This window comes from Streptomyces sp. NPDC057702, assembly GCF_042799315.1.
Taxonomy (GTDB): Bacteria; Actinomycetota; Actinomycetes; order Streptomycetales; family Streptomycetaceae; genus Streptomyces.
Genome location: NZ_JBHVJC010000025.1, coordinates 109961 through 131062 on the forward strand (window position 1 = coordinate 109961; position 21102 = coordinate 131062).

At 72.0% G+C, this 21102-nt stretch carries 14 protein-coding genes and 1 riboswitch; of the genes, 10 read left to right on the top strand and 4 right to left on the bottom strand.

Annotated elements, in window-relative coordinates:
* Positions 1–169 precede the first annotated feature (169 nt).
* The 3 genes from ACFVFR_RS20435 to ACFVFR_RS20445 all read right to left on the bottom strand — a co-directional run bounded on the left by ACFVFR_RS20435 (position 170) and on the right by ACFVFR_RS20445 (position 3156).
* The gene (locus ACFVFR_RS20435; protein WP_383703597.1) at positions 170–769 is read right to left on the bottom strand and encodes a hypothetical protein; all 600 of its coding nucleotides are present in this window, start codon (positions 767–769) and stop codon (positions 170–172) included.
* Between the two features lie 238 nt (positions 770–1007).
* Positions 1008–1481 (bottom strand): C40 family peptidase, encoded by a 474-nt coding sequence (locus ACFVFR_RS20440; RefSeq protein WP_383703600.1) that lies wholly within the window; start codon positions 1479–1481, stop codon positions 1008–1010.
* A 3-nt stretch (positions 1482–1484) separates the two neighbouring features.
* Positions 1485–1675: riboswitch (cyclic di-AMP (ydaO/yuaA leader) on the bottom strand.
* Between the two features lie 425 nt (positions 1676–2100).
* The gene (locus ACFVFR_RS20445; RefSeq protein WP_383703602.1) at positions 2101–3156 is read right to left on the bottom strand and encodes an SAM-dependent methyltransferase; all 1056 of its coding nucleotides are present in this window, start codon (positions 3154–3156) and stop codon (positions 2101–2103) included.
* Between the two features lie 602 nt (positions 3157–3758).
* Between ACFVFR_RS20445 and ACFVFR_RS20450 the strand changes: the two genes are divergently transcribed.
* Genes ACFVFR_RS20450 through ACFVFR_RS20475 form a run of 6 tightly spaced genes read left to right on the top strand, consistent with a single transcriptional unit; the run spans position 3759 to position 14693 of the window.
* Positions 3759–4664, top strand: coding sequence for a TauD/TfdA dioxygenase family protein (locus ACFVFR_RS20450; RefSeq protein WP_383703604.1), 906 nt, complete (start codon positions 3759–3761; stop codon positions 4662–4664).
* Between the two features lie 9 nt (positions 4665–4673).
* Positions 4674–5237, top strand: a complete 564-nt coding sequence (locus ACFVFR_RS20455; protein WP_383703606.1) for an FcoT family thioesterase — start codon at positions 4674–4676, stop codon at positions 5235–5237.
* A 52-nt stretch (positions 5238–5289) separates the two neighbouring features.
* Entirely contained in the window at positions 5290–11652 is a 6363-nt protein-coding gene (locus ACFVFR_RS20460) for an SDR family NAD(P)-dependent oxidoreductase (protein WP_383703608.1), read from the top strand.
* A complete protein-coding gene (locus ACFVFR_RS20465; protein ID WP_383703611.1) occupies positions 11652–13205 on the top strand; it encodes a long-chain-fatty-acid--CoA ligase in 1554 nt (517 codons plus the stop codon). Before ACFVFR_RS20460 ends, ACFVFR_RS20465 begins: the two co-directional genes overlap by 1 nt.
* A 10-nt stretch (positions 13206–13215) precedes the next feature.
* On the top strand, positions 13216–14481 hold the full coding sequence (locus ACFVFR_RS20470) for a cytochrome P450 (RefSeq protein WP_383703613.1): 1266 nt from the start codon (positions 13216–13218) through the stop codon (positions 14479–14481).
* On the top strand, positions 14478–14693 hold the full coding sequence (locus tag ACFVFR_RS20475) for a ferredoxin (protein ID WP_383703615.1): 216 nt from the start codon (positions 14478–14480) through the stop codon (positions 14691–14693). Before ACFVFR_RS20470 ends, ACFVFR_RS20475 begins: the two co-directional genes overlap by 4 nt.
* Before the next feature lie 174 nt (positions 14694–14867).
* On the opposite strand, the gene ACFVFR_RS20480 is transcribed toward ACFVFR_RS20475, so the two are convergent.
* Entirely contained in the window at positions 14868–15635 is a 768-nt protein-coding gene (locus ACFVFR_RS20480; protein ID WP_383703617.1) for a BTAD domain-containing putative transcriptional regulator, read from the bottom strand.
* Positions 15636–16330: 695 nt separating this feature from the next.
* On the opposite strand from ACFVFR_RS20480, the gene ACFVFR_RS20485 reads away from it, so the two are divergent.
* The 4 genes from ACFVFR_RS20485 to ACFVFR_RS20500 all read left to right on the top strand — a co-directional run bounded on the left by ACFVFR_RS20485 (position 16331) and on the right by ACFVFR_RS20500 (position 21096).
* Positions 16331–17323 (top strand): TauD/TfdA family dioxygenase, encoded by a 993-nt coding sequence (locus tag ACFVFR_RS20485; RefSeq protein ID WP_383703619.1) that lies wholly within the window; start codon positions 16331–16333, stop codon positions 17321–17323.
* 244 nt (positions 17324–17567) lie between these two features.
* On the top strand, positions 17568–18596 hold the full coding sequence (locus tag ACFVFR_RS20490; RefSeq protein WP_383703622.1) for an ornithine cyclodeaminase family protein: 1029 nt from the start codon (positions 17568–17570) through the stop codon (positions 18594–18596).
* Positions 18593–20041: a Y4yA family PLP-dependent enzyme gene (locus tag ACFVFR_RS20495; protein ID WP_383703624.1), complete on the top strand. Its 1449-nt coding sequence runs from the start codon at positions 18593–18595 to the stop codon at positions 20039–20041. Before ACFVFR_RS20490 ends, ACFVFR_RS20495 begins: the two co-directional genes overlap by 4 nt.
* Before the next feature lie 26 nt (positions 20042–20067).
* Positions 20068–21096 carry a cysteine synthase family protein gene (locus ACFVFR_RS20500; protein ID WP_383703626.1) on the top strand — a complete coding sequence of 343 codons (1029 nt, stop codon included), beginning with the start codon at positions 20068–20070 and terminating at the stop codon, positions 21094–21096.
* The last annotated feature ends 6 nt before the right edge of the window (positions 21097–21102 follow it).

Below are 21102 nucleotides of genomic sequence, written 5' to 3' on the forward strand. Positions count from 1 at the left end.
GCCACCGCCATCGCCCAGAACATGGTCACCGGCTTCCCGAGCGCCGAACTGCGTACCGCCCTGGACGCCGTGACCCACGCGGCGTCTCGACGGCACCCGGGTGAGCCCTCGGCCAGCACCCTCACCGGTGGCCGGCCGAAGGCATCCCCTCCGCCGGCTCAGCGGCCGGTCAGCCCAGCGAGCCGAGCAGGGCGGCGAGCAGGTCCGGCGCGCCCTGCGGCAGGTCAGCCACCGCGTTCAGGACGAACGCGTGCTCACCCGCGCGCAGCGGCGACTTGCCGAACGTCTTCTTCAGCAGCTTCTCGCCGTCGGCGGTCAGCGCGGTCCGTACGTCGACGGCCTTGATCTGCTTCGGCGTGGTCTGGGCGTTCTCCCGCTTGATGGAGTACGTCAGGAAGTCGACCTGCCGCGCCTTGGCCCGGTTGACCGAGGCCGACACCTGCGTGTGCGGGGTCTTGTTGACATAGTTGTGGATCTTGGTGAGGTCCAGGCGGTCGTCCCGGTCGCGGAAGGTCACCCCGCCCTTGAGCTTCGCGTAGTCCCGGGTGCCCTCGGTCAGCGGGAACGACACACACTGGTGCTGCTTGCCGGTGAGCTTGGCGCCCCCCGTCGCGGCCAACCGGATCTTCGCCTCGGCGAGCCGCTTCGCGGCCGGCTTGGTCAGGCAGAACTCGGCCTTGCCGTTCTGGATCGGCGTGGTCGTCTCGCGGGCCTGGGCCGGCGTCACCGCACACGCCAGCGCCGCCGCAACGACGGCCGCACCCGTCATTCCTCGCATCATGACTCGTCCTCGTTGCATCAGGCCGACCGTGATTCGGTCGGCACGTCGAGGACAACGCCGAGTGCCTCCTGAGGGTGACGTCCGCCCCGGGAACATCACCCGGCCTGGTGAGCGTGGCGCAAAGCCGGGACATCCGAAGGCCCCTGCCTCATCCTGGCCCGCGAACGGGCGGGTGACGGCGCGCGCCGCCACCCGCCCGACGACCACGGCCCGGCCGTGGGACGGCTCAGCGCACGCGGCCGTACCAGACCTTGTTGGTCCAGATCTTCTCCAGCCGCACCGACTTGCCCGGCTTGGGCGCGTGCCAGATCTTGTTCCGCCCGGCGTAGATGCCCACGTGGTAGACGTTCCGGCCGGAGTGGAAGAAGACCAGATCGCCCGCCTTGCGGGACTTCGCGGACAGGTGGCGGGTCTTGTTGTACTGGGCGGCGGCCGTGCGCGGCAGCTTCTTGCCCGCCTTCTTGAACGAGTAGAGCGTGAGCCCCGAGCAGTCGAACCGGTGCGGGCCGACCGCCCCGTACTTGTAGGGCGCGCCCTTCTTGCCGGCCGCGACCTTGAGCGCCTTGCCGGAGGTCGTGGCCGCCTGTGCGTCGGTCGACATGGCCGGTACGAGCGAGGAGCCCGCCAACACCGTCGCGGTCAGAGCGGACGCGGTGCCGATACGGGTGGCGAGCGCGGGTATACGTGGCTGCGCGGACATACGAAAGCCCTTCGACATCCGCCTGCGAAAGATGACCTGTCGGGTTCGGGCTGACGAAGTTGCCCGGCCATCTACGTGGCTTCACCCCAAGGGCCACCGAATTCGTGGCCCGTCGTACCTGGGTCTCCCGTTCCTGCCGATCCGTGGTCTTCTCCCTGGGTCCGCGCGGCGGCAGGACTCGGCGTCCGCCCGGACCGCCCCGCCGTGGTGACGGGGGCTTGGTGCTGTCGGATAGGGATACTGCGTCATTCACGGCCCGAAATCGCAGCCGAAAGGGCCGTATGTGAAGTTCTTCACCTTCGTCGGTGACGCAGAACCGCGCCGCCACAGGTACCCCATACGAGTCGCGCACACTCGCCCTGACCTGCGGAAACAGCAAACCGGACGGGGAGGTTCCACGGCGCGGCGCGGCTGTGGGCCATGCAGCCGCCGAACGCGCCCGGTCCGGAGTGTGGGCGGTGACGAGACGTCACGCCGCGCCCAGCGCGGGCCGTCGGCGAGCCCGGCACCCCGCGACGGCACCCCCGTGGCGCGGGCCGACAGCGCGCGGCCCCCGCCCCGCCGGGGCGACACGGCGCCGCCCAGGGCCGCGCGCGCCGCCTTGGGGTGTGAACGCGGCTCAGTCGGCCGTCTCGCGCGGGCCGTCGGCCGGGCCGTCGAACGAGCTCGTACCGACGAAGGCCCGGAACTCCTCACCCGGCACCAGCCGACGGGAGCGCACCCGCGTGAAGCCCGCGTCCCGCATCTGGTCCAGCAGCTCGGTCGGGCGCGGCAGTGTGCCGGTGAAGTCGGCGTAGGCGCACCACAGGTTCAGCATCTCGATACCGGGCCCGCCGCCCTGGCAGCTCGTCGTCAGCAGCAGCCGGCCCCCGGGCATCAGGAAGGAGCGCGCCCGCTCCAGCACCTTGGTCCGCTCGCCCTCGGGGAAGTAGTAGATGTTGTTGTGCAGGGTGACCAGGTCGAACTTCTGCTCCGTGGCGTAGGTCCGCACGTCGCTGCGCACCACCTCCACCCGATCGGCCAGCCCCCACTTGTCCAGGTTCCCCCGGGCCTGGGCCACCACCTCGTCCTGGAGGTCGATGGCCACCGCCGTCAGCCGGGGGTTGAGCGAGGCGGCGTGCCGCACGTAGGTGCCGCTGCCGCACCCCACCTCAAGCAGGCGCACCGGCGCCGCCCGGTCCACGTGCTGCTCCACCACCGCCTGCACGGCGGGTTCGAGCACACGCGAGGAACGGGCGATCAGCGCGCCGTCCTGGTCGGTGATCGCCACCCGCCGCCCCTCGCGCAACATCGCCGGGGCGTCCAGCAGCAGCGGGGCGTGGAAGCGCATGAGCTGTTCGAGCAGCGCCACGTACGCGTCCGCCTCCGCCTTGGCCAACGCCCTGGCCAGCCGACCACGCAGCCGGTAGCGCCCCCCGCGCTGGCCGAGCTCTCCCAGCCGTACGCCCATCTCCAGCCAGGCGCCCAGCAGGTGCTCCTCTCCGTGCATGCCGAGCTCGTCGGCGAGTGCGGGCGCGTCGAGCGGCTGCCGCGCCAGGTGGCGCAGCACCCCGCTGCCGGCGGCGGCGGCCAGGAACGAGGCGCGGTAGGCGGGCGCCATCAGGTCCTTGGGCAGCCGCATGGCCAGCGAGAAGTGACTGCTGCGCACCAGCTTGGCGAACGTGCGGATCTTCACGGGGAGTTCCTCATCTGTGCTGGGGGTGGCGATGGCGTACGCGCGGGCGACGGTCGGGCCGACGCGCGCCCCGCCGGCACCGCAGCCCGCGACCCGGCGGCCGGCGACGCGGTGGCGGGTGGCGCGCACCACGGACGGCTGTCACACCAGGAGGGTTGACGGCACACGTGCGCTGGGGAACTGACTGCCCAACGCCCCGCGGGCCCATACGTCGCGCGTCGATCACGCGCAGGGGACAGGTGTATCAGGAGATTGACCGATCGCACCGGGCCCAGCGCGCCCGCCCTTTCACTCCAGCACGCCCCGGCGCACCGTATTCCGAGGCGATTGGCCAGGCCGAGTCGCCGGTACGACGTCGCGCGGCCGAGACCCCGGTCCACTCGTACGGGTGACATATAGTCCGGTTGCCGCCGAGTGGGCCACCCGGGTCTCCGCCCAGTCGGCCCAAGGAGTTCGGCGCCGTCCGCTCAAGTGCCCCCCGAACGCCTGTAGGTGAGATCACCCCTCCGTTTCAGCGCGCTTCAAGGTTGACCTAAGGCCGCTGCTGAACGGTGGTGCCGCCAGTGCATCGTTTAACCAACCGGCACGCCGCTGGGGGAGATATGACCACCGCACCACAAACGGAAGCCGCCTTGGGCGTGGACCTCGAACTCGATGTCATGAGCGCCTCGGACCAGGAAATGGTCGCGCTCAAGGAGAAGGTCTACGAGCACAAGATCGTGGTCTTGAAGCAGCAGAGCCTCTCGCCCGCGGAATTCGTCGCCTTCGGTCGACGACTGGGCGAAGTGGAAACCTACTACCAGCCGATGTACCACCACCCGGAGCACAAGGAGATCTTCGTCTCCTCCAACGTGAGGGAGTCAGGTCAGCAAATCGGCGTGCCCCAGACAGGGAAGTTCTGGCACCACGACTACTCGTTCATGGCCCGGCCTTTCGGGCTCACGCTCATCTACCCGCAGGTGGTGCCCCGGGAAAACCGCGGCACCTACTTCATCGACATGGGCAGGGCGTACCAGAAGCTCTCCCGCGAGATGAAGAACGCCATCGAGGGAACGTACAGCCGCAACAGCGTCCGGCGGTACTTCAAGATCCGCCCCGACGACGTCTACCGACCGATCACCGACGTGCTCGCCGAGATCGAGGACCACACCCCGGCGGTCACCCACCCCACCGTCTTCCCGCACCCGGTCACCGGCGAGCCGCTGCTCTACATCAGCGAGGCGTTCACCTTCGAACTCCAGCAGGCCGATGGCACGCCGCTGCCCGACAGCCTGTTGCGGGAGCTGCTGAGCGCCGTCGGTCAGGCCGACCCCACCTTCCAGCACGAGAACATCCACCTCCAGACCTTCGACAAGGGCGACCTCCTCGTCTGGGACAACCGCAGCCTCGTGCACTGCGCCCGGCACACCGTCAAGCCCGAGCCCACCGTCTCGCACCGGGTCACCGTCCACGACGCGTACGAGTTCTACGCCGGCATCGGCGCCCAGCAGCCGGCCGACGGCCGCTGAGGGGACCCCGTGGAACTCATCACACCCGCCTCGTCGCGGTCCGTCCGGTACGGCTGCGACGAGCCGCTCCTGCGCCAGGTCCTCACCCCGTACAAGCCACACTGCCGCTACCTCACCAGCGCCACCGTCACCCGCCAGGGTGAACCCCGCGACGGCGGGCGGGTCAGCGCGCGTGGGGAGTTCACCATTCCCGAGTCGTGCTACATCGACGACACCGGACATTTCAACTCGGTCGAATTCAACCTGTGTTTCAACCAGCTCGTCTACTACCTGCTGGCGAAGTCCGTCAAAGAGCACACCATGTGGCCGTTCAGCACCTGGACGCTCGAGGAGTTCTGGGAGCGGCAGCTCCCCGACATCCTTATCGTCGACTTTCGCAGCACCTTTCGCCGCGCCATGCGCGGGCGCGGGTTCTGGGGCGAAATCGATGTCGTCGGCATTGACGAACGCGATGGCGAGGACGGTTCGATCGCCCTCGTCAGCACGCTGTGTCGCTACGGCGAACAGGACATGCCCGCCTGTCACGGCGGTGTGCGGCTCGCCGTACGAACGACGAGAAACCGGGCCGCGTAAATGCGTCGCGTCAACACCTGGCACGGACTGTGCGAAAAGAAGAGCAGGAGCCATGTCACCTCACGTCACTGAATCACAGGACCGCACCGCGAACGCCACCCCCACCGCACCCGGAGTCGTGCCCGAACCCATCGCCATCGTCGGTATGGGACTGCGCATTCCCGGCGGCAGCAACGCGCCCGACGAGTTCGCCGAGTTCCTGCGCACCGGCCAGTCCGGACTGCGCGAACTGCCCACCGACCGCTGGGACCCCGAAGGACTCACCTCCGACGACCCGGAGGCCAAGGGCGTCATCCGGTGCGAGCGTGGCGGATTCCTGGACCGCATCGACCAGTTCGACGCGAAGTTCTACAACATCTCGCCCAAGGAAGCCGACTACATCGACCCCCAGCAGCGGCTCAGCCTGGAAACCGCCTGGGAGGCGCTGGAGGACGCCGGCATCGACCCCGGTCCACTGCGCCACGGCCGGGGCGGGGTGTACGTCGCCGTCAGCAACACCGACTACGCGGGCGAGATGGGCGCGTACGCCAACGAGGAGCTCAACAGCTACATGCCCACCGGCGCCGCGCTCAGCGCCGTCTCGGGCCGGCTGTCCTACTTCCTCGGCTGGCGCGGACCGTGCATGACCATCGACACCGCCTGCTCGGCGTCGCTGGTCGCCGTCCACCTGGCCGCCCAGGGCCTGCGACAGGACGAGACCGATGTGGCGCTGTGCGTCGGCGTCAACGCCATCGTCAACCCACGCCCCTACATCCTCGCCAGCCAGTCCAACATGCTGGCCCCCGACGGCCGGTGCAAGACCTTCGACGAGGCGGCCAACGGCTACTGCCGCAGCGAGGGCGGCGGCGCGCTCGTCCTCAAGCGGCTCTCCGACGCGCAGCGCGCCGGCGACCGGATCTACGCCGTGGTCCGTGGCTCGGCCGTCGGCTCCGACGGCGAGAGCAGCTCCCTGATGGTGCCCAACGGCACCGCGCAGGAGGGGCTGATGCGCAGAGCGCTCAGGTCCGCCGGCATCGGCCCGCGCGACATCTCCTACATCGAGGCCCACGGCACCGGCACCCCGCTGGGCGACCCGATCGAGATCGGCGCGATCACCTCGGTGTTCAGCGAGTCGCACAGCCCCAGCGACCCGGTCACCATCGGATCGCTGAAGACCAACATCGGGCACATGGAGTCGGCGGCGGGCATCGGGGGGCTCGTCAAGACCGCGCTCCAGATGCGCGAGTCCACGATCTTCCCGCACCTGAACTTCACCACCCCCTCCACCCGGATCCCCTGGGAGCGCTCCCCGGTCGCGGTCGCCACCAAGGCCCACCCGTGGACGGCCGAGACCAAGCGGGCCCTGGTCAACTCCTTCGGCCTGACCGGCACCATCGCCTCCGTCGTCCTCGAACAGGCCCCCGAGCCCGTGGCCGCGCCGGCCACCCCCCAGGACGACGACGGCGGCCATGTCCTCACCCTCTCGGCCAAGTCCGCACCCGCGCTGACCGGCCAGATCCAGCGCTACCAGCGGTTGCTGCGCAACGAGCCCGAGACCGACATCGGCGACCTGTGCTACTCGACCAACGTCGCCCGCGCCCACTTCCCGCTCCGCCTGGCCGGCGTCGTCCGCGACCACGACGACGTCGCCCGCCTGCTGGACCGCGCCCTGGCCAAGGCCGGGCAGGCCAGCCCGGCCGCCGGCGGGGCGCAGGTGGCGTTCCTGTTCTCCGGCGGCGGCACCCAGTACGTGGGCATGGGGCGGCCGTTGTACGAGCGCTTCTCCGTCTTCCGCGACCACCTGGACGCGTGCGACCGGCTGTTCGCCCCGCACCTGGGGCGTTCCATCCGCGCCATGATCCTGGGCGAGGTCGACGACGCCGACCTCATCCACCAGATCAGCTTCATGCAACCCGCGCTGTTCGCGCTGGAGTACGCGGTGGCCAGGCTGTGGCTGTCGTGGGGCGTACGCCCCTCCGTACTGGCCGGTCACAGCATCGGCGAGATCGTCGCGGCCACCGTCGCCGGCCTGTTCACGCTGGAGGACGCCGTCACCCTGATGGCCGCCCGCGCCCGACTGATGGACGCCTCCCCACCCGGCGCCATGACCGCCGTCGAAGCGTCCGTCGCCGAGGTCGCCGGCCTCATGGACGGCCACGACGAGCTGTCCGTCGCCGCCGTGAACGGCACCCGCCAGCTCGTCCTGTCCGGCGACACCCGGTCGCTGGCCTTCGTGGAGCGCCAGCTCACCGAGCGGGGCATCAAGAACCGCCGCCTCGCGGTCTCCTGCGCCTCCCACTCGCCCCTGATGACCGACGCGGCCCGGGACCTGCGTGAGGTCGTCGCCGCACTCACCTTCCACGAGCCCGAGTTCACCCTCATCTCCAACCTGACGGGCAAGGTCGCCAGCCCCGCCGAGATCTCCACCCCCGACTACTGGGCCCGCCACCTGCGCGAGGGCGTCAAGTTCGCCGACGGCATGCGCGCCATCGCCGAACGCGGCCGGCACGTCTTCCTCGAATGCGGCCCCGCCAGCGAGCTCATCGGCATGGGCAAGCAGTGCCTGGACGACGCGGCCGGCCACACCTGGCTCAACAGCCTGCACGCCGAGGACACCGACGCCACCGTCACCCGCCAGGCGCTGGCCCAGCTCTACGCCGCCGGCGCGCCCGTGATCTGGGCCGAACACCACCGGGGCCGCGAGCGCCGCAGGATCACCCTGCCCACGTACGCCTTCGACCGGCGCCGGCACTGGCTCCCCGCCCCCGCCGCCCCGCTCCAGGCCGGCGGTGCGACCGGCGGCCACCCGCTGCTCGGCAAGGAGACCTCGAGTCCGGAGCAGCGCGCCCAGGGCGTCAGGGAGTTCACCTCGCGCGTCAGCGGCGACCGGCCCGGCTACCTCGCCGACCACAAGGTGATGGGAAAGATCGTCTTCCCCGGCGCCGGCTACGTCGAGATGCTCATCGCCCTCCAGGACGCCGTACTCGGCGAGAGCGGCCTGCCCCTGACCGGCGTCAGCCTGCACGAGGCCCTGCTCATCGCCGACGAGGGCAGCGTCGAACTCCGCACCCGCTGGACCCCGCGCCCCGACGGCACCGCCGACGCGGAGATCGTCAGCCTGCTGCCCGGCGACGAGCCGGGGGCCCCGACCATCGAGCGGCGCCACGTCACCGCCCTCCTTGGCGCCGAGCCCGACCCCGGTCTCGACGCGACCGGACGCGACCTGCGTGACCTGGCCGCAGTGGCCGGCGAGCCCCGCGCCCGACTGACCGCCGACGAGCTCTACGCCGACTTCGCCGAGATCGGCGTCGACTACGGCCCCCTCTTCCAGGGGCTCGCCCAGGCCACGGCCCACGGCCCCGATCTGGCCATCGGCGAGCTGCGCGGTCAGGACGGGGCCAGCCCCGAGTTCCTGCCGCCGGCCATCCTGGACTGCGCCTTCCAGACGCTGGCCGCCCTCCGTGGCGACAGCGACGTGGTCGCCATGCCCGTCGGCATCAAGAGCTGCCGACTCCTGAAGAAGCCGCGCGGCACCACCCTGCGTAGCGTCCTGCGCCTGGTGAGCACCGGCCAGGCCGGGCCCGCGGGCGACGAGCACGCGCCGGGAGAGCAGGCACCCGGACCCGTGCTGGACCTGCTCGTCCTCGAAGGCGACCGCCCGGTGTTCGTCATGGAACGGCTGACCCTGCGCCAGGTCGCCGGCGCCACCACCGACCGCGACCGCATGTACTCCGAGGTCCGCTGGGTCAAGCGCTCGCTGCGCGCCGCCGACCCCGAGCCGCGCCACGCGCTGCTCATCGGCGCGGGCCAGGACGCGCTCGGCGAGCTGACCGACCCCGCCAAGGAGCGCAACGTCACCCTCACGGTGGTGCCCGGCGCCACCGAGGCGGCGGTACCCCTGCGCGACGGACACCCCACCGACGTGTGCTGGTTCTGGCAGCCCCGCCGCGACGCGGGGGAGTCGCTGCGCGCCGAGTGCGAGCGCAACTACCGCGACCTGCTCGCCCTGCGGGACGCCCTGGAAGCGGTCGGTTTCGGACGTGACCAGCGACTGTGGCTGGTCACCGAGGGCGGCCAGTGGGTGCCGGGCGACGCGCCCGAGCCCGGCGGGGACCAGGAGACCTGGGCCGCGGCCACCCTCTGGGGCTTCGGCCACGTGATGTGGACCGAGTACCCCGCCCAGCGCGTCACCCTCCTCGACCTGCCCGCCCACGGCACCGGCGGCTACGCGGCACTGCTCGACGAGTGGGCCGCCAAGGACTCCACCGAGTACCAGGTGGCCTACCGGTCCGGACTGCGCCACGTGCGCCGCGTCTTCACCGGCGTCGGCGGCCCGTCCGGCGAGGACGTGGAGCTGGTCGTCAAGGAGTACGGCCAGTTCACCGGCGTCGTCACGGCCCCCCTCCAGGACGAGCCCGAGCCACGCGGCAGCCAGATCCGCGTCCGGGTGCACGCGGCCGGCCTCTCGCTCAAGGACGTGTTCAACGTCCTGGGGCTGCACCGGGTCTTCGCCGAGGAGGCCGGCACCGGACCCCTGGAGCCCCCGCTGGGCCAGGAGTGCGCGGGCGAGGTCGTCGCGGCCGGGCCCGAGGCGACCTTCGAGGTCGGGGACGCGGTCATGGTGGCCCACCTCGGCAGCCTGCGCCGCCAGGTGACCGTCGACTCGTCGCAGGCCGTCCGCAAGCCCGCCGACCTCACCTTCGCCCAGGCCGCCGCGCTGCCCACCGCGTTCCTCGTCGCCCACCACGTCCTGCACCAGGTGGCCGGCGTCAAGAAGGGAGACCGCGTCCTCATCCACGCCGCGGCCGGGGGAGTGGGGCAGGCCGCGGTCCGCCTCGCCCAGCGCGCCGGGGCCGAGGTCTACGCCACCGCCAGCCCGCACAAGTGGCCGCTGCTGCGCGCCCAGGGCGTACGGCACGTGATGAGCTCACGTAGCCACAGCTTCGCCGACGAGGTGCTCGACGCCACCGACGGCCAGGGCGTGGACCTGCTCGTCAACAGCCTGGACAAGGACTTCGCCCAGGCGGGCCTGCGCGCCGTGGCCACCGGCGGGCACGTCGTGGAACTGGGCAAGGTCGGCCTCCTCGACGCGGCGGAGGTCGCGCGGGTGCGACCCGACCTGACGTACACCGACTACAGCGACCTGTCGGCCGAACTCGTCGCCGAACGGGCCAGGGACGCGCTGGGCACCCTGGCCACACTCGTGTCCAGCGGCGAGTTCGCCCCGCTGGACACCACCGTCTACACCCTCGACGAGATCGACGAGGCGTTCAGCGCCGTCAGCCGGGGCGCCCTGACCGGCAAGGCCGTCCTGGCCTTCGAGGACGAGCACCTCGCGGCCGCCCCCGCGGCCGAGGTCGGGCCCGACCGCACCTACCTGGTGACCGGAGGCTTCGGCGCCCTGGGCGAGCTCGCGGCGGAAAAGCTCGTCGGCCTCGGCGCCCGCCACATCGCCCTGATGGGACGGCGCACACCCAGCGACACCCAGCTCGCCAGCCTGCAGGCACGGCTGGGCCCCGACGTGGAGATCGTCACCTACGCCGCCGACGTGAGCGCCGCCGAGGACCTGCGCCGCGTCAGCGCCGACCTGGCCGCGCGACCCCACCCGCTGGGCGGCATCGTCCACGCCGCCGGAGTGCTGGCCGACGCCCCTGTCACCGCCCAGACCTGGGAGAGTATCGACACGGTCTTCAGCGCCAAGGTCTACGGCACCCATCTGCTGCACCTGGAGGCCGCCCACCACCCCGAGCTGCGGTTCTTCATCGGCTACTCGTCGCTGACCTCCGTGCTCGGCTCGCGCGGCCAGGCCAACTACGCCGCGGGCAACGCCTACCTGGACACCCTGATGTGGCGCCGGCGCGCGGCCGGCCAGGTCGGCATGAGCGTCAACTGGGGTGCCTGGGGCGAGATCGGACTCGCCGCCACCATGGACGAGCAGCACATCGCCAACGTCGAGCACCAGGGCTTCGGCTTCTTCAAGCCCACCGTCGGCATGCGCTCGCTGATCCGGCTCCTGGACCGCCCACCGGCCCAGGTGACCATCGCCGAGGTCGACTGGGACCAGTGCGTGGCCACCCGGCCGCTGCCCAACGCGCTCTACCACCAGGTGGGCCGCGCCAAGCAGAACACCGTCAGCGTCGACCTCGACGCGCTGCTCCAGCTCTCCAGGTCGGAGCGGCGCCAGGGCGTCTCCCTCGTGGTGCGCGGGGTCATCGCCGACCTCCTGCACTTCGACGGCGCCGACGACGTGCCACCGGACGCCCGGTTCTTCGAGGTGGGCCTGGACTCGCTGGCCGCCGTGGAGCTCAAGAACGCGCTGGAGCTGTGCTTCCGACTGCCCCTGTCGGCCTCCAGCGTCTTCGACCACCCCTCGGTCTCGCTGCTCGGCGAGTTCATCGACGGCCAGCTCACCTCGGCCACGGAAGGAGACCGGTGATGAGCGCGCCCACCACCGACCAGCGGCCCCGCACCATCGCCGCCGCCTCGGCCCGGCACGCCGAGATCAGGCCCGACCACCCGGCCGTCGTCTGCGAGGGCCGCACCCTCACCTACCGGGAACTGCACCTGCGCAGCAACCGCACCGCGCACGCGCTGCTGGCGGCCGGCGCCACCCAGGGCACCCGCGTCGGCTACCTCGGCCACGACAGCGAGTACCTGTACGACCTGCTGCTGGCCTGCGCGAAGACCGGCGTCGTCCTCGTACCGGCCGACCCCAGACTCACCCCGGGCGAGATCGAGCACGTGCTCCGGGACGCGCGGGCCGAGCTGCTGTTCACCGAGGAGCGGCACCTGCCCGCCATCGACGGCATCCGGGCCGGCCTGGACCGGCTGCGCCTGGTCGTGCCGCTGGCGGCGGGTGAGCCCGACGCCGGGTTCCTGGCCTGGACGACCGGGCACCCCGACACCGCCCCGACCACCTCGGCCGGCCCGCGTCACCCGCTGGCCCAGATGTACACCAGCGGCACCACGGGAGCGCCCAAGGGTGTCGTCCTCAGTCAGGCCAGCTTCTGGGCGATCAACGACCTGCTGGCCCGGCACGAACTCGACTGGCTCGACTGGCGCGAGGAGGACCGCAGCCTGAGCCTGCTGCCGGGCCACCACATCGGCGGCCCCTGGTGGTTCCTGCACGGCTACCGTGCCGGCTGCACCAACGTGCTCGTCCCCGGCTTCGACGCCAAGCGGACCATGGAGCTGATCCGGGACGGCGGGCTGACCACCGCGCTGATGGTCCCCTCCATGCTGCAGATCCTGCTCTCCGAACCCGGCGTGGAACCGGCCGACTTCGCCGGGCTCCGCAAGGTGGTCTACGGCGGCTCGCCCATCCCGGAGTCGGTTCTCGCGCGCTGCATCGAGGTCATGGGCTGCGAGTTCGCCCAGATCTACGGGCTCACCGAGACCTGCGCCTCCGCCGTCTGCCTGCCGCCCGGCGACCACTACCCGGGCAGCCCCCGGCTCGGCGCCGCCGGCCGCCCCTACCCGGGGGTCGCGGTGCAGGCCGTGGGCGCGGACGGGGCGGTGCTGGCCCCCGGCGAGATCGGCGAGCTGCGCATCGACACCCCGGCCGTGATGGAGGGCTACTGGCAGCGCCCGGAGGAGACCCGGCGCACCCTGTCGGAGGGCTGGCTCTATACCGGCGACGCGGGCTACGTGGACGCGGACGGCTACGTCCACGTCTGCGATCGCATCAAGGACGTGATCCTGGTCGCCGGCGAGAACGTCTACCCGGCCGAGGTCGAGAACGCGCTCAGCAAGCACCCGGCCGTCGCCGACGTCGCCGTGACCAGCGTGCCGCACCAGGTGCGCGGCGAGGCGGTGCACGCCTGCGTCGTGCCCCGGCCGGGCGAGCAGCCCAGCCCGCGCGCACTGCTGCTGTTCCTCAAGGGACGGCTGGCCGACTACAAGATGCCCACCAGCTACGAGTTCGTGGACGCGCTCCCCCGCAACGCCGGGGGAAAGGTCCTCCGCCGCGCGCTGCGCGACCGGGCCTGAGGGAGAACCGATGGATCAACGTACCGACCTGACCGCGGCGGGGGACGTCATGGACCTGCCGCTGCCCCGACCGCGCGAGTGCCCCTTCGGCCCCTCGCCCGACTTCGCCCGGTTGCGCATCGAGGCGCCCGTCGTCCAGGTCAAGTGCCCCACCGGCATGCGGGCCTGGCTGGTCAGCCGCTACGCGGACGTCCGCGAGGTGCTGGGCGACGCGGAGCGGTTCAGCAGCCGCACCGGGCAGGTGCCGCACATGATGGGGCACGCCGACCCGCAACGCCCGGTGCTGCCGGGTGAGTTCACGCGGATGGACGGGGCCGAGTACCAGCGGTTCCGTCGCCACCTCGCCCCCGAGGTGGGCACCCCCAAGCGGCTCACGGAGCTGCGGCCACGGGTGGAGGCCATCGTCGACGAGCGGATCGACGCGCTGGCCGCCGCCGGCGGGCGGGCCGACTTCTACGGTGACTTCACGGTGCCCGTCACGACCGCGGCGATCAGCGGGGTGGTCGGCGTGCCCTACGCCGATCGGCATCTCTTCCACGCGGCGGCCGGCGCGGTCTTCAGCGACGTCACCTCCGAGGCGGAGATGGCGGCGGCGATGCGCCCGCTGCACGAGTACCTCTATCAGCTCGTGCGCGCGCGCCGGGCGGACCCGCGGGATGACGGCGTCAGCCGGATCATCGCCCGCAGCGAGCAGGGGGACGAGCCCTTCACCGAGGCGGAGTTGGTGTCGATGTGCGCGGTGACGCTCGTGGCGGGGTTCGACACCACCGCCACCGCTCTGGCGCACGGCATGTTCGCCCTCCTGGCCCATCGCGAGCAGTACGCCCGTCTACGGGCCGACCCCGCGCTGATCCCCGGGGCGGTGGAGGAGATCGTGCGCTGCTTCGGGGGCGCGGCCGGCATCGCCCGCCAGGTGACGCGGGACACCGAGATCGGTGGCACCCCGGTGCGCGGCGGGGACTACGTCGTGGTGGCCATCCAGGCCGCCGACCGGGACCCCGAGGAGTTCGACGACCCCGACGCCATCGACGTGGGGCGGCGGATGAACGGCCACCTCGGCTTCGGCTACGGCACGCACCAGTGCTTCGGTCAGCAGACCGCGCGCCTGGAGCTGACGGTGGTACTGGAAAAGCTCGTCCAACGCATCCCGTCCCTGCGGCTGGCCTGCGAGGTGTCGGAGGTGCCGTTCAAGTCCCACACGCCGGTCATCGGCCCCGCCGCCGTGCCGGTGACCTGGGACGAGATCGCGCCGCGCGCGAGGGAGGCACACCGGTGAAGGTCCGGATCGACGAGGACGCGTGCGTGGCTTCGGGCATGTGCGCCTACCTGGCACCCGAGGTGTTCGACCAGCGGGAGGAGGACGGCGTGGTCGTCGTGCTGCACGAGGTGCCGGGCGAGGGTCAGCACGAGGCGGTGTGGGACGCGGTCCGCAACTGTCCCGCTCAGGTGATCTCGGTCGAGGACGCGGACGACTCGACGGAGGGGTGAGAGTCGTGGACGGCTGGCTCGCGCACCCGCGCGGGCCGGTCGCCCGCACCACGACCGTGTGGCCCAGCGGGCGGCGGCCGGTCGTCGATGACGACACGGCCCACCGGGTCGCGCCGTGCGGGCCGGCCGTGGTGGCCGGCCCCTGGTCGGAGACGGCCCGGTGGGCGGCGACGGTCAGCTGGGCCGCCCGCTTAGCTGGTCGTCCCCGGCCAGGATGGCCTGGTGGAGGTCGCGCAGGGGGCGACAGGGTTCGAGCCCGAGCTCGTCGTTGAGGCGCCCGCAGGCGGCGCGGTAGACCATCAGTGCCTCCGCCTGACGCTCGGACCGGTAGAGCGCCATCATCAGATAACGGTAGAACGTCTCACGCAGCGGGTGGTCGCTGATCAGCGCGTAGAGCTGCCCGACGATCTCACGGTGGCGGCCGAGCGTGAGGTACTCCGCGACCAGGAGCTCCAGGCACTGCAACCGGGTCTCCTCCAACCATGTCGCGCTGGCGTTGACGATGGGTCCGTCACGGGCGTCGTCGAAGGCGGGCCCGCGCCAGAGCGCGAGCGCGGACTGGAAGCTCCGCAGGGCCTGCTCATGCCGCCCCAGGCGCATCCGCTCCCGCCCGTCGTCCATGAGCCGCTGGAAGTCCGCGCTGTCGAGCTCGTTGGCGCCGACGCGCAGGAGGTAGCCCAGCGGCCGGGTCACGATGGATCGGCCGTCGTCCCCGGCGGCACGCAGGAACTTGCGCACCTGGGAGACGTAGACGTGCAGTGCCGCGTGGGCGCGGCGCGGCGCCCGGTCCCCCCAGAGTTCGTGGATGAGCTGATCGGCGGTGACCACCTGGCCGGCCCTGGCGAGCAGCGCGGCGAGCAGGACCTCCGCCTTGTGCGCGGTGATGTACGACGTGTCCTCGGGACCGATCACCCGGATGAGACCCAGTAGTTCGTATCGCATAGGACTCCCCGTATGCCCTGTGTCGTGGTCATCGGAGGCGCCGGCAACATGCCCCAGTGGCATAACCACTGACGCGCGACGAGGTATCGAGCGCGGTGATCATCGTTGCCGGATCGATATGTGAAGGACGGCGCGGCGGGTGGCCGCCCGACGTCTCGGCGTGCCTCGGGGCCACGCTCGCCGTGGTGGTCTGACCTCCGCGGCGCATCGGCTCGCGACGGGTTCCGCTCGTACCGTACGGCGCCGGGGCGTGCGCGCCGGTCGAGCGGGGCGGCTCAACTGCCACACGCATATTCGGCCAGCTTGCGCCCGTGTCCTGAGTGGGGTGCTTTGCGGTGGCGCGACGGCGGGTGAGGTGGTCTGACGCTCGCGGGAGAACGGGTCGGGCGGCTGGCGGTAGCAGCACCTGACTGAACGTCAGCTATGGCCGTAAGGAAGCGAGTTGGCCGTTCTCGCGATGCGGCGTGCCCTCTTCGGGAGACGGCGGAGAGGGGTGTGGGAAACTCGGTAAAGTAAGGTTTGGCTAACCTTAGTCAGGTGGTAGGTTCACGGCGTCCCGAGGCGCCAACGACGGTTCGTGGTTGGCCTGTTCACCTCCCTCGTCGAAGTCGACCACACTCCCGACAGGTCAGCGGGTGTGGCGCCTCGCGCCCCGGGCCGTATCCCCTCCCTCCACCGGAACGGATGAACCGCCCATGACCACGGGACACGCCCCCGTCCGCCAGCTCGACCACCTCGCGATCGCCGAACTCACCCACGCCGTACGCCACGTCCACGCCGACACCCGCACCTGCGCGAACCGGTCCGACCCGCTGCCCCGCGTCGCCCGGGCGGCGGCACGGCTGAGCGCGGCCACCCGGGCGTACTGCCGACCCGTCGACACCGATCACGGGCTCTACGTCCTGCGCGGGCTCCAGGTCGACGACACCGACATCGGTGTCACCCCCGCGAGTTGGGCCACGGCCGGCGACTCGGGCGCCTTCTGGGACCTGGTGTTGCTGCTGCTGGCCAGCGCGATGGGCCGCCCCATGGCCTGGGAGGGGCAGCAGGGGGGTCGCTTCGTCCACAACATCGTCCCCGCACCCGGGCGCGAACGCGAGCAGACCGGGGCCAGCAGCGAGGTCCTGCTCAGCCCGCACACCGAGGACGCCTTCCACCCCGGCCGAGCGCACCTGCTGCTGCTCGGCTGTCTGCGCAACCACGACGCCGTGGCCACCACCGCGGCCAGCGTCCGGCGCGCGCGGCTCACCGAGGCGGACGTGACGACCCTGTGCCGGGCGGAGCTGCCCATCCTCCCCGACGACGCGTACACCCGGGCGCGCGGCCTCACCGGGAGCGCACCCGCGGTGCCCACGCTCTGGCGCGACGAGCAGGGGCCGGCCCTGCGCTTCGACCCCGCCTACACCCCGCTGGAACGGGCCAGCGACACCTATCGGGCCGCCTACCGGCGCCTGGCTGCCGAACTGGAGCGCGTGTCGACATCGGTGAGCCTGAGCCCCGGCGAGGTGCTCGTACTCGACAACGACCTCGTCGTGCACGGCCGCGCGCCGTTCACGGCCCGCTACGACGGCACCGACCGCTGGCTCAAGCGTGCCTCGGTGCGCGTCCCGGGGCGACGTACGCGTCCGGTGGCCGAGAACCGTGAGGACGGATACGGCCACGCCGTGCTGGAGGCGTACGACGACTAGCCGTCGCGCTCCCCGCCGGCGCGCGAGGCCCGCGACATGTGCCGCCGGGCTGTCCGAGCTGTCCGACTTGCCGGGCGACTCGTCGACTTTGCGCCCGCGTGCGCGGCGCGTGAAGGGCGGCAAGGCGCACACGACGGGCCGGCTCACGCCCGGCGGGGTACGAACCTCCGTGCGGACGCTTTCCGCCACCCCGACGGAACGGACACCACACCCACCAGCGACGGACCCACAGACAGGGGACACGATGACCGACTCCGCCACGACCTCCGCCACCCCGGGCGGTTCCCCCCACGACGGCACCAGCCTGCGCGTCCTGAGCACCTCCGACCTCGCGGGCCTGGAGATCTCCCTCGCCGACGTCGTCGCCACCGTGGAGGGCGCCTACCGCACGCTCCACGCCGGCGTATCGGAGAACCCCCGCAAGCTCAGCGTCACACCGGAGGACGGGCACTCGGTCTCCTACGCCATGCTCGGGCGCGACGGCTCGCGCGACGTGGTGGCGATCAAAACCTCGTACAAACACGGCCTGGACAGGGCGCGCACGGGGCAGCGCTACTACACCACGCTCACCCTCTACGACGACGTCAGCGGACTGCCGATCGCGATGATGGACTGCGGGCGCATCGGCTCGCTGCGCACCCCCGCCGCCTCGGCCCTGCTCGCCCGCGAGTGCGCCACCCCCGGCGCGCGCAGCGCCCTGGTCATCGGCACCGGCACCCAGGGCCGCCTCGCGCTGCCGTTCCTGCTGACCACGCTGCCGCGGCTCGACCGTCTGATGCTGGCCGGCAGCCACCCCGCCGGGATCGTCGCCGTGCGCGAGGAACTGCGGGCCCACTTCCCCGGCCGCGAGGTCGAGTTGGTCAGCGACCTGCGCGCCGCCGCCCGGGAGGCCGACATCGTGCTGGCCACCGCGGGCGGACACACCCGAGCCGCCGTCGAGGCCGGGTGGCTGCGCCCCGGCGCCCTGACGATCCTCGTCGGCCACGGCCTCGCGCCCTCCACACTGCACCGCGCCGATCGCGTCGTCGCCACCAGCGAGGCGCAGATGCGGGTCACCGGCACCGACATGGCCGACGCCAACGGCACGCTGCCCGCCGTCGACACCGAGTTCCCGCCGGTCATCGCCGGCATCACGGCCGGCCGCCGCAGGGCCGACGAGCGGATCTTCGCGTACAACAGCGGCCTGGTCGTCACCGACATCGCCCTGGGCCACCGTTTCGCCCAACAGGCGATAGCCGAGGGCCGGGGCGAGCGGGTGACGCTGTGGCGGTGACCCCGATACGCCCGGGGCCCGCCCCCTACGCACCCGCCCTGCCCGTCCACGCCGACCCCGAGACCGAGGCCCTGTGCGACAGCGGCCTGCCGCACGAGCTCGCGTACGCCTTCGGCGGCCCCTTCCACTTCCTGCTGCCCCACCGCTTCGACGCGAACGTCGCCGCCTTTCGCGCCGTGCTCGACGCGCTGGACGTCCGCGGCCGCCTCTACTACGCCAAGAAGGCCAACAAGGCCGCCGCCTGGATCGAGCGCTGCGCGGCCATGGGCGTCGGGGTCGACGTGGCCAGCGTCGGCGAACTGCGCCAGGCCCTCGGCCACGGTGTGCGTGGCCCGGACCTCGTCGTGACGGGCCCCGCCAAGGCGGACGAACTCCTGCGCCTGGCGCGGGCCCACCAGTGCCTGATCACCGTGGACGCGCCGGACGAACTGGAGCGCCTGCTCGCCCTCGGACCCCAGGGCCCCTCGCCCCGTGTCCTGCTGCGCGTCCTGCCCCCTGGCTCGCCGCCCAGCCGCTTCGGGATGACCACCGCCGAGCTCGACGCCGCCCTGCGCCGCTGCGTCCGGGCGGGCGCCGACCTGTGCGTGGTGGGGTTCAGCTTCCATCTGACGGGATACGCGATCGGACCGCGTGCGGCGCTCGCCGCCCAGCTGATCCGGCTCTGCGCGCACGCCCGCGCCATGGGGCTGCCCGCCGACCGGATCAGCGTCGGCGGCGGCTTCGCCGTGGACTACGTGCCCCACGCCGCCTGGCGGGACTTCCTCGCCACCCAGCGGCCCACGCACTACCACGCCGGGAAGGTCTTCACCGCCGCCGACTTCTACCCCTACCACTCGCCGACCGCCGGACCAGCCGCGTTGCGCGCCCTGTTGACCACCGTCCCGCCAGGACGTACGAAGACGCTGGCCGACCTGCTGCGCGAGGCGGGCCTCACCCTGCTCCTGGAGCCCGGCCGTGCCCTGCTCGACCGCGCCGGCTGCACCGTCTTCCGCGTCCAGGGAGTCAAGGACCGGCCGGCGGGGGACGGTGCGCCGGCGCCGACCGACCGCGCGCGGGCCGGCGCCGGCCAGCCCACCCAGACCGACGGCTACGGCATCCTCACCGTGGACGGCACCAGCCTGAGCCTGTCCGAGCAATGGTTCAACAGCGAGTTCGCCCCCGACCCGGTGCTCATCACCCCGCGCGGGCGGGCCCGGCCCGGCCAGCCGTACCCGGCCTGTGTGGCCGGGGCGAGCTGTCTGGAGTCCGACGTACTGACCTGGCGCAAGATCCTCTTCCCCGCCCGGCCCGCCATCGGTGACCTGCTGGTCTACCCCAACACCGCCGGATACCAGATGGACTCCAACGAGTCACCCTTCCACGACCTGGCCCTGCCCCCGAAGGTCGTCATCGAGCCGGCCGAGGGTCCACCGCGCTGGCGTCTTGACCGCCGCCCGGCCAGCTGACCCGCCGCACCCCTTGGGAGCCCCTCGTGAACCAGGCACTCGACCGCCCCGCCGTGGTCTCCCGCGTGTCCGACCTCATCGGCTACACGCCACTGTTCGAGCTGTGCCACACCCCGTCCGGGAGCCGGCTGTTACTCAAGCTGGAGATGTACAACCCGACCGGCACCGCGAAGATCCGCATGGCCCGCCAGATGGTGCTCGCCGCCGAGGAGAGCGGGCGCCTACGCCCCGGCGGCCGGATCGTCGAGTCCACCTCCGGCAACACCGGCCTCGGTCTCGCCGTCATGGCCGCCGAACGCGGCTACGCCTTCACCGCCGTCGTCGACCACCACGCCAGCGCCGACAAACTGCGCTGCATGCGCGCCCTGGGCGCGGAACTGGTCCATGTCGCGGCCGAGGAGGACGAGCAGCTGGCCACGGCCGCCCGCGAGGAGCTGGCCGAGGAACTCGCCCGTGGCCAGGACAACACCGTCTTCACCGAACAACACAACAACCCGGCCAACGGCGTGGGCTACCACCACCTCGCCCACGAACTCCACCAGGCGCTCGGTGAGCGGATCGACGTCCTGATCGGCGCCGTCGGCACCGGAGGCGCCCTGTGTGGCACCATCCGCGAACTGCGAAAGAGCGTGCGCGGCTGTCGCACCGTCGGAGTGGAACCCAAGGGGTCCATCGCCTTCGGCGGGCCCGCGCACGCCTACTACCAGTCGGGGACCGGCACCCCCGAGGGCGCCGCGATCGGCGCGCTGGTCGACTACGCCCTGATCGACGAGGGCGTCAAGGTCGGCGACGTCGAGGCCTTCGCCACCGCGCGGGTCGTCGCCCGGACCACCGGACTGCTCCTCGGCGGATCGGCCGGCGGCGTGGTGCACGTGGCGCTGGCGCGGCTGGCCGACGCGCCCCCCGGCACCACGATCGTCGCCCTGGCCAACGACGGCGGCGAGAAGTACCTCGACACCGTCTTCGACGACGACTGGATGCGTACCCGACACCTCGTCGACCCCGCGGTGGAGGCCGAGATCGACGCGACCCTCGCCAAGCTGCGCGGGAACTGATCCGCC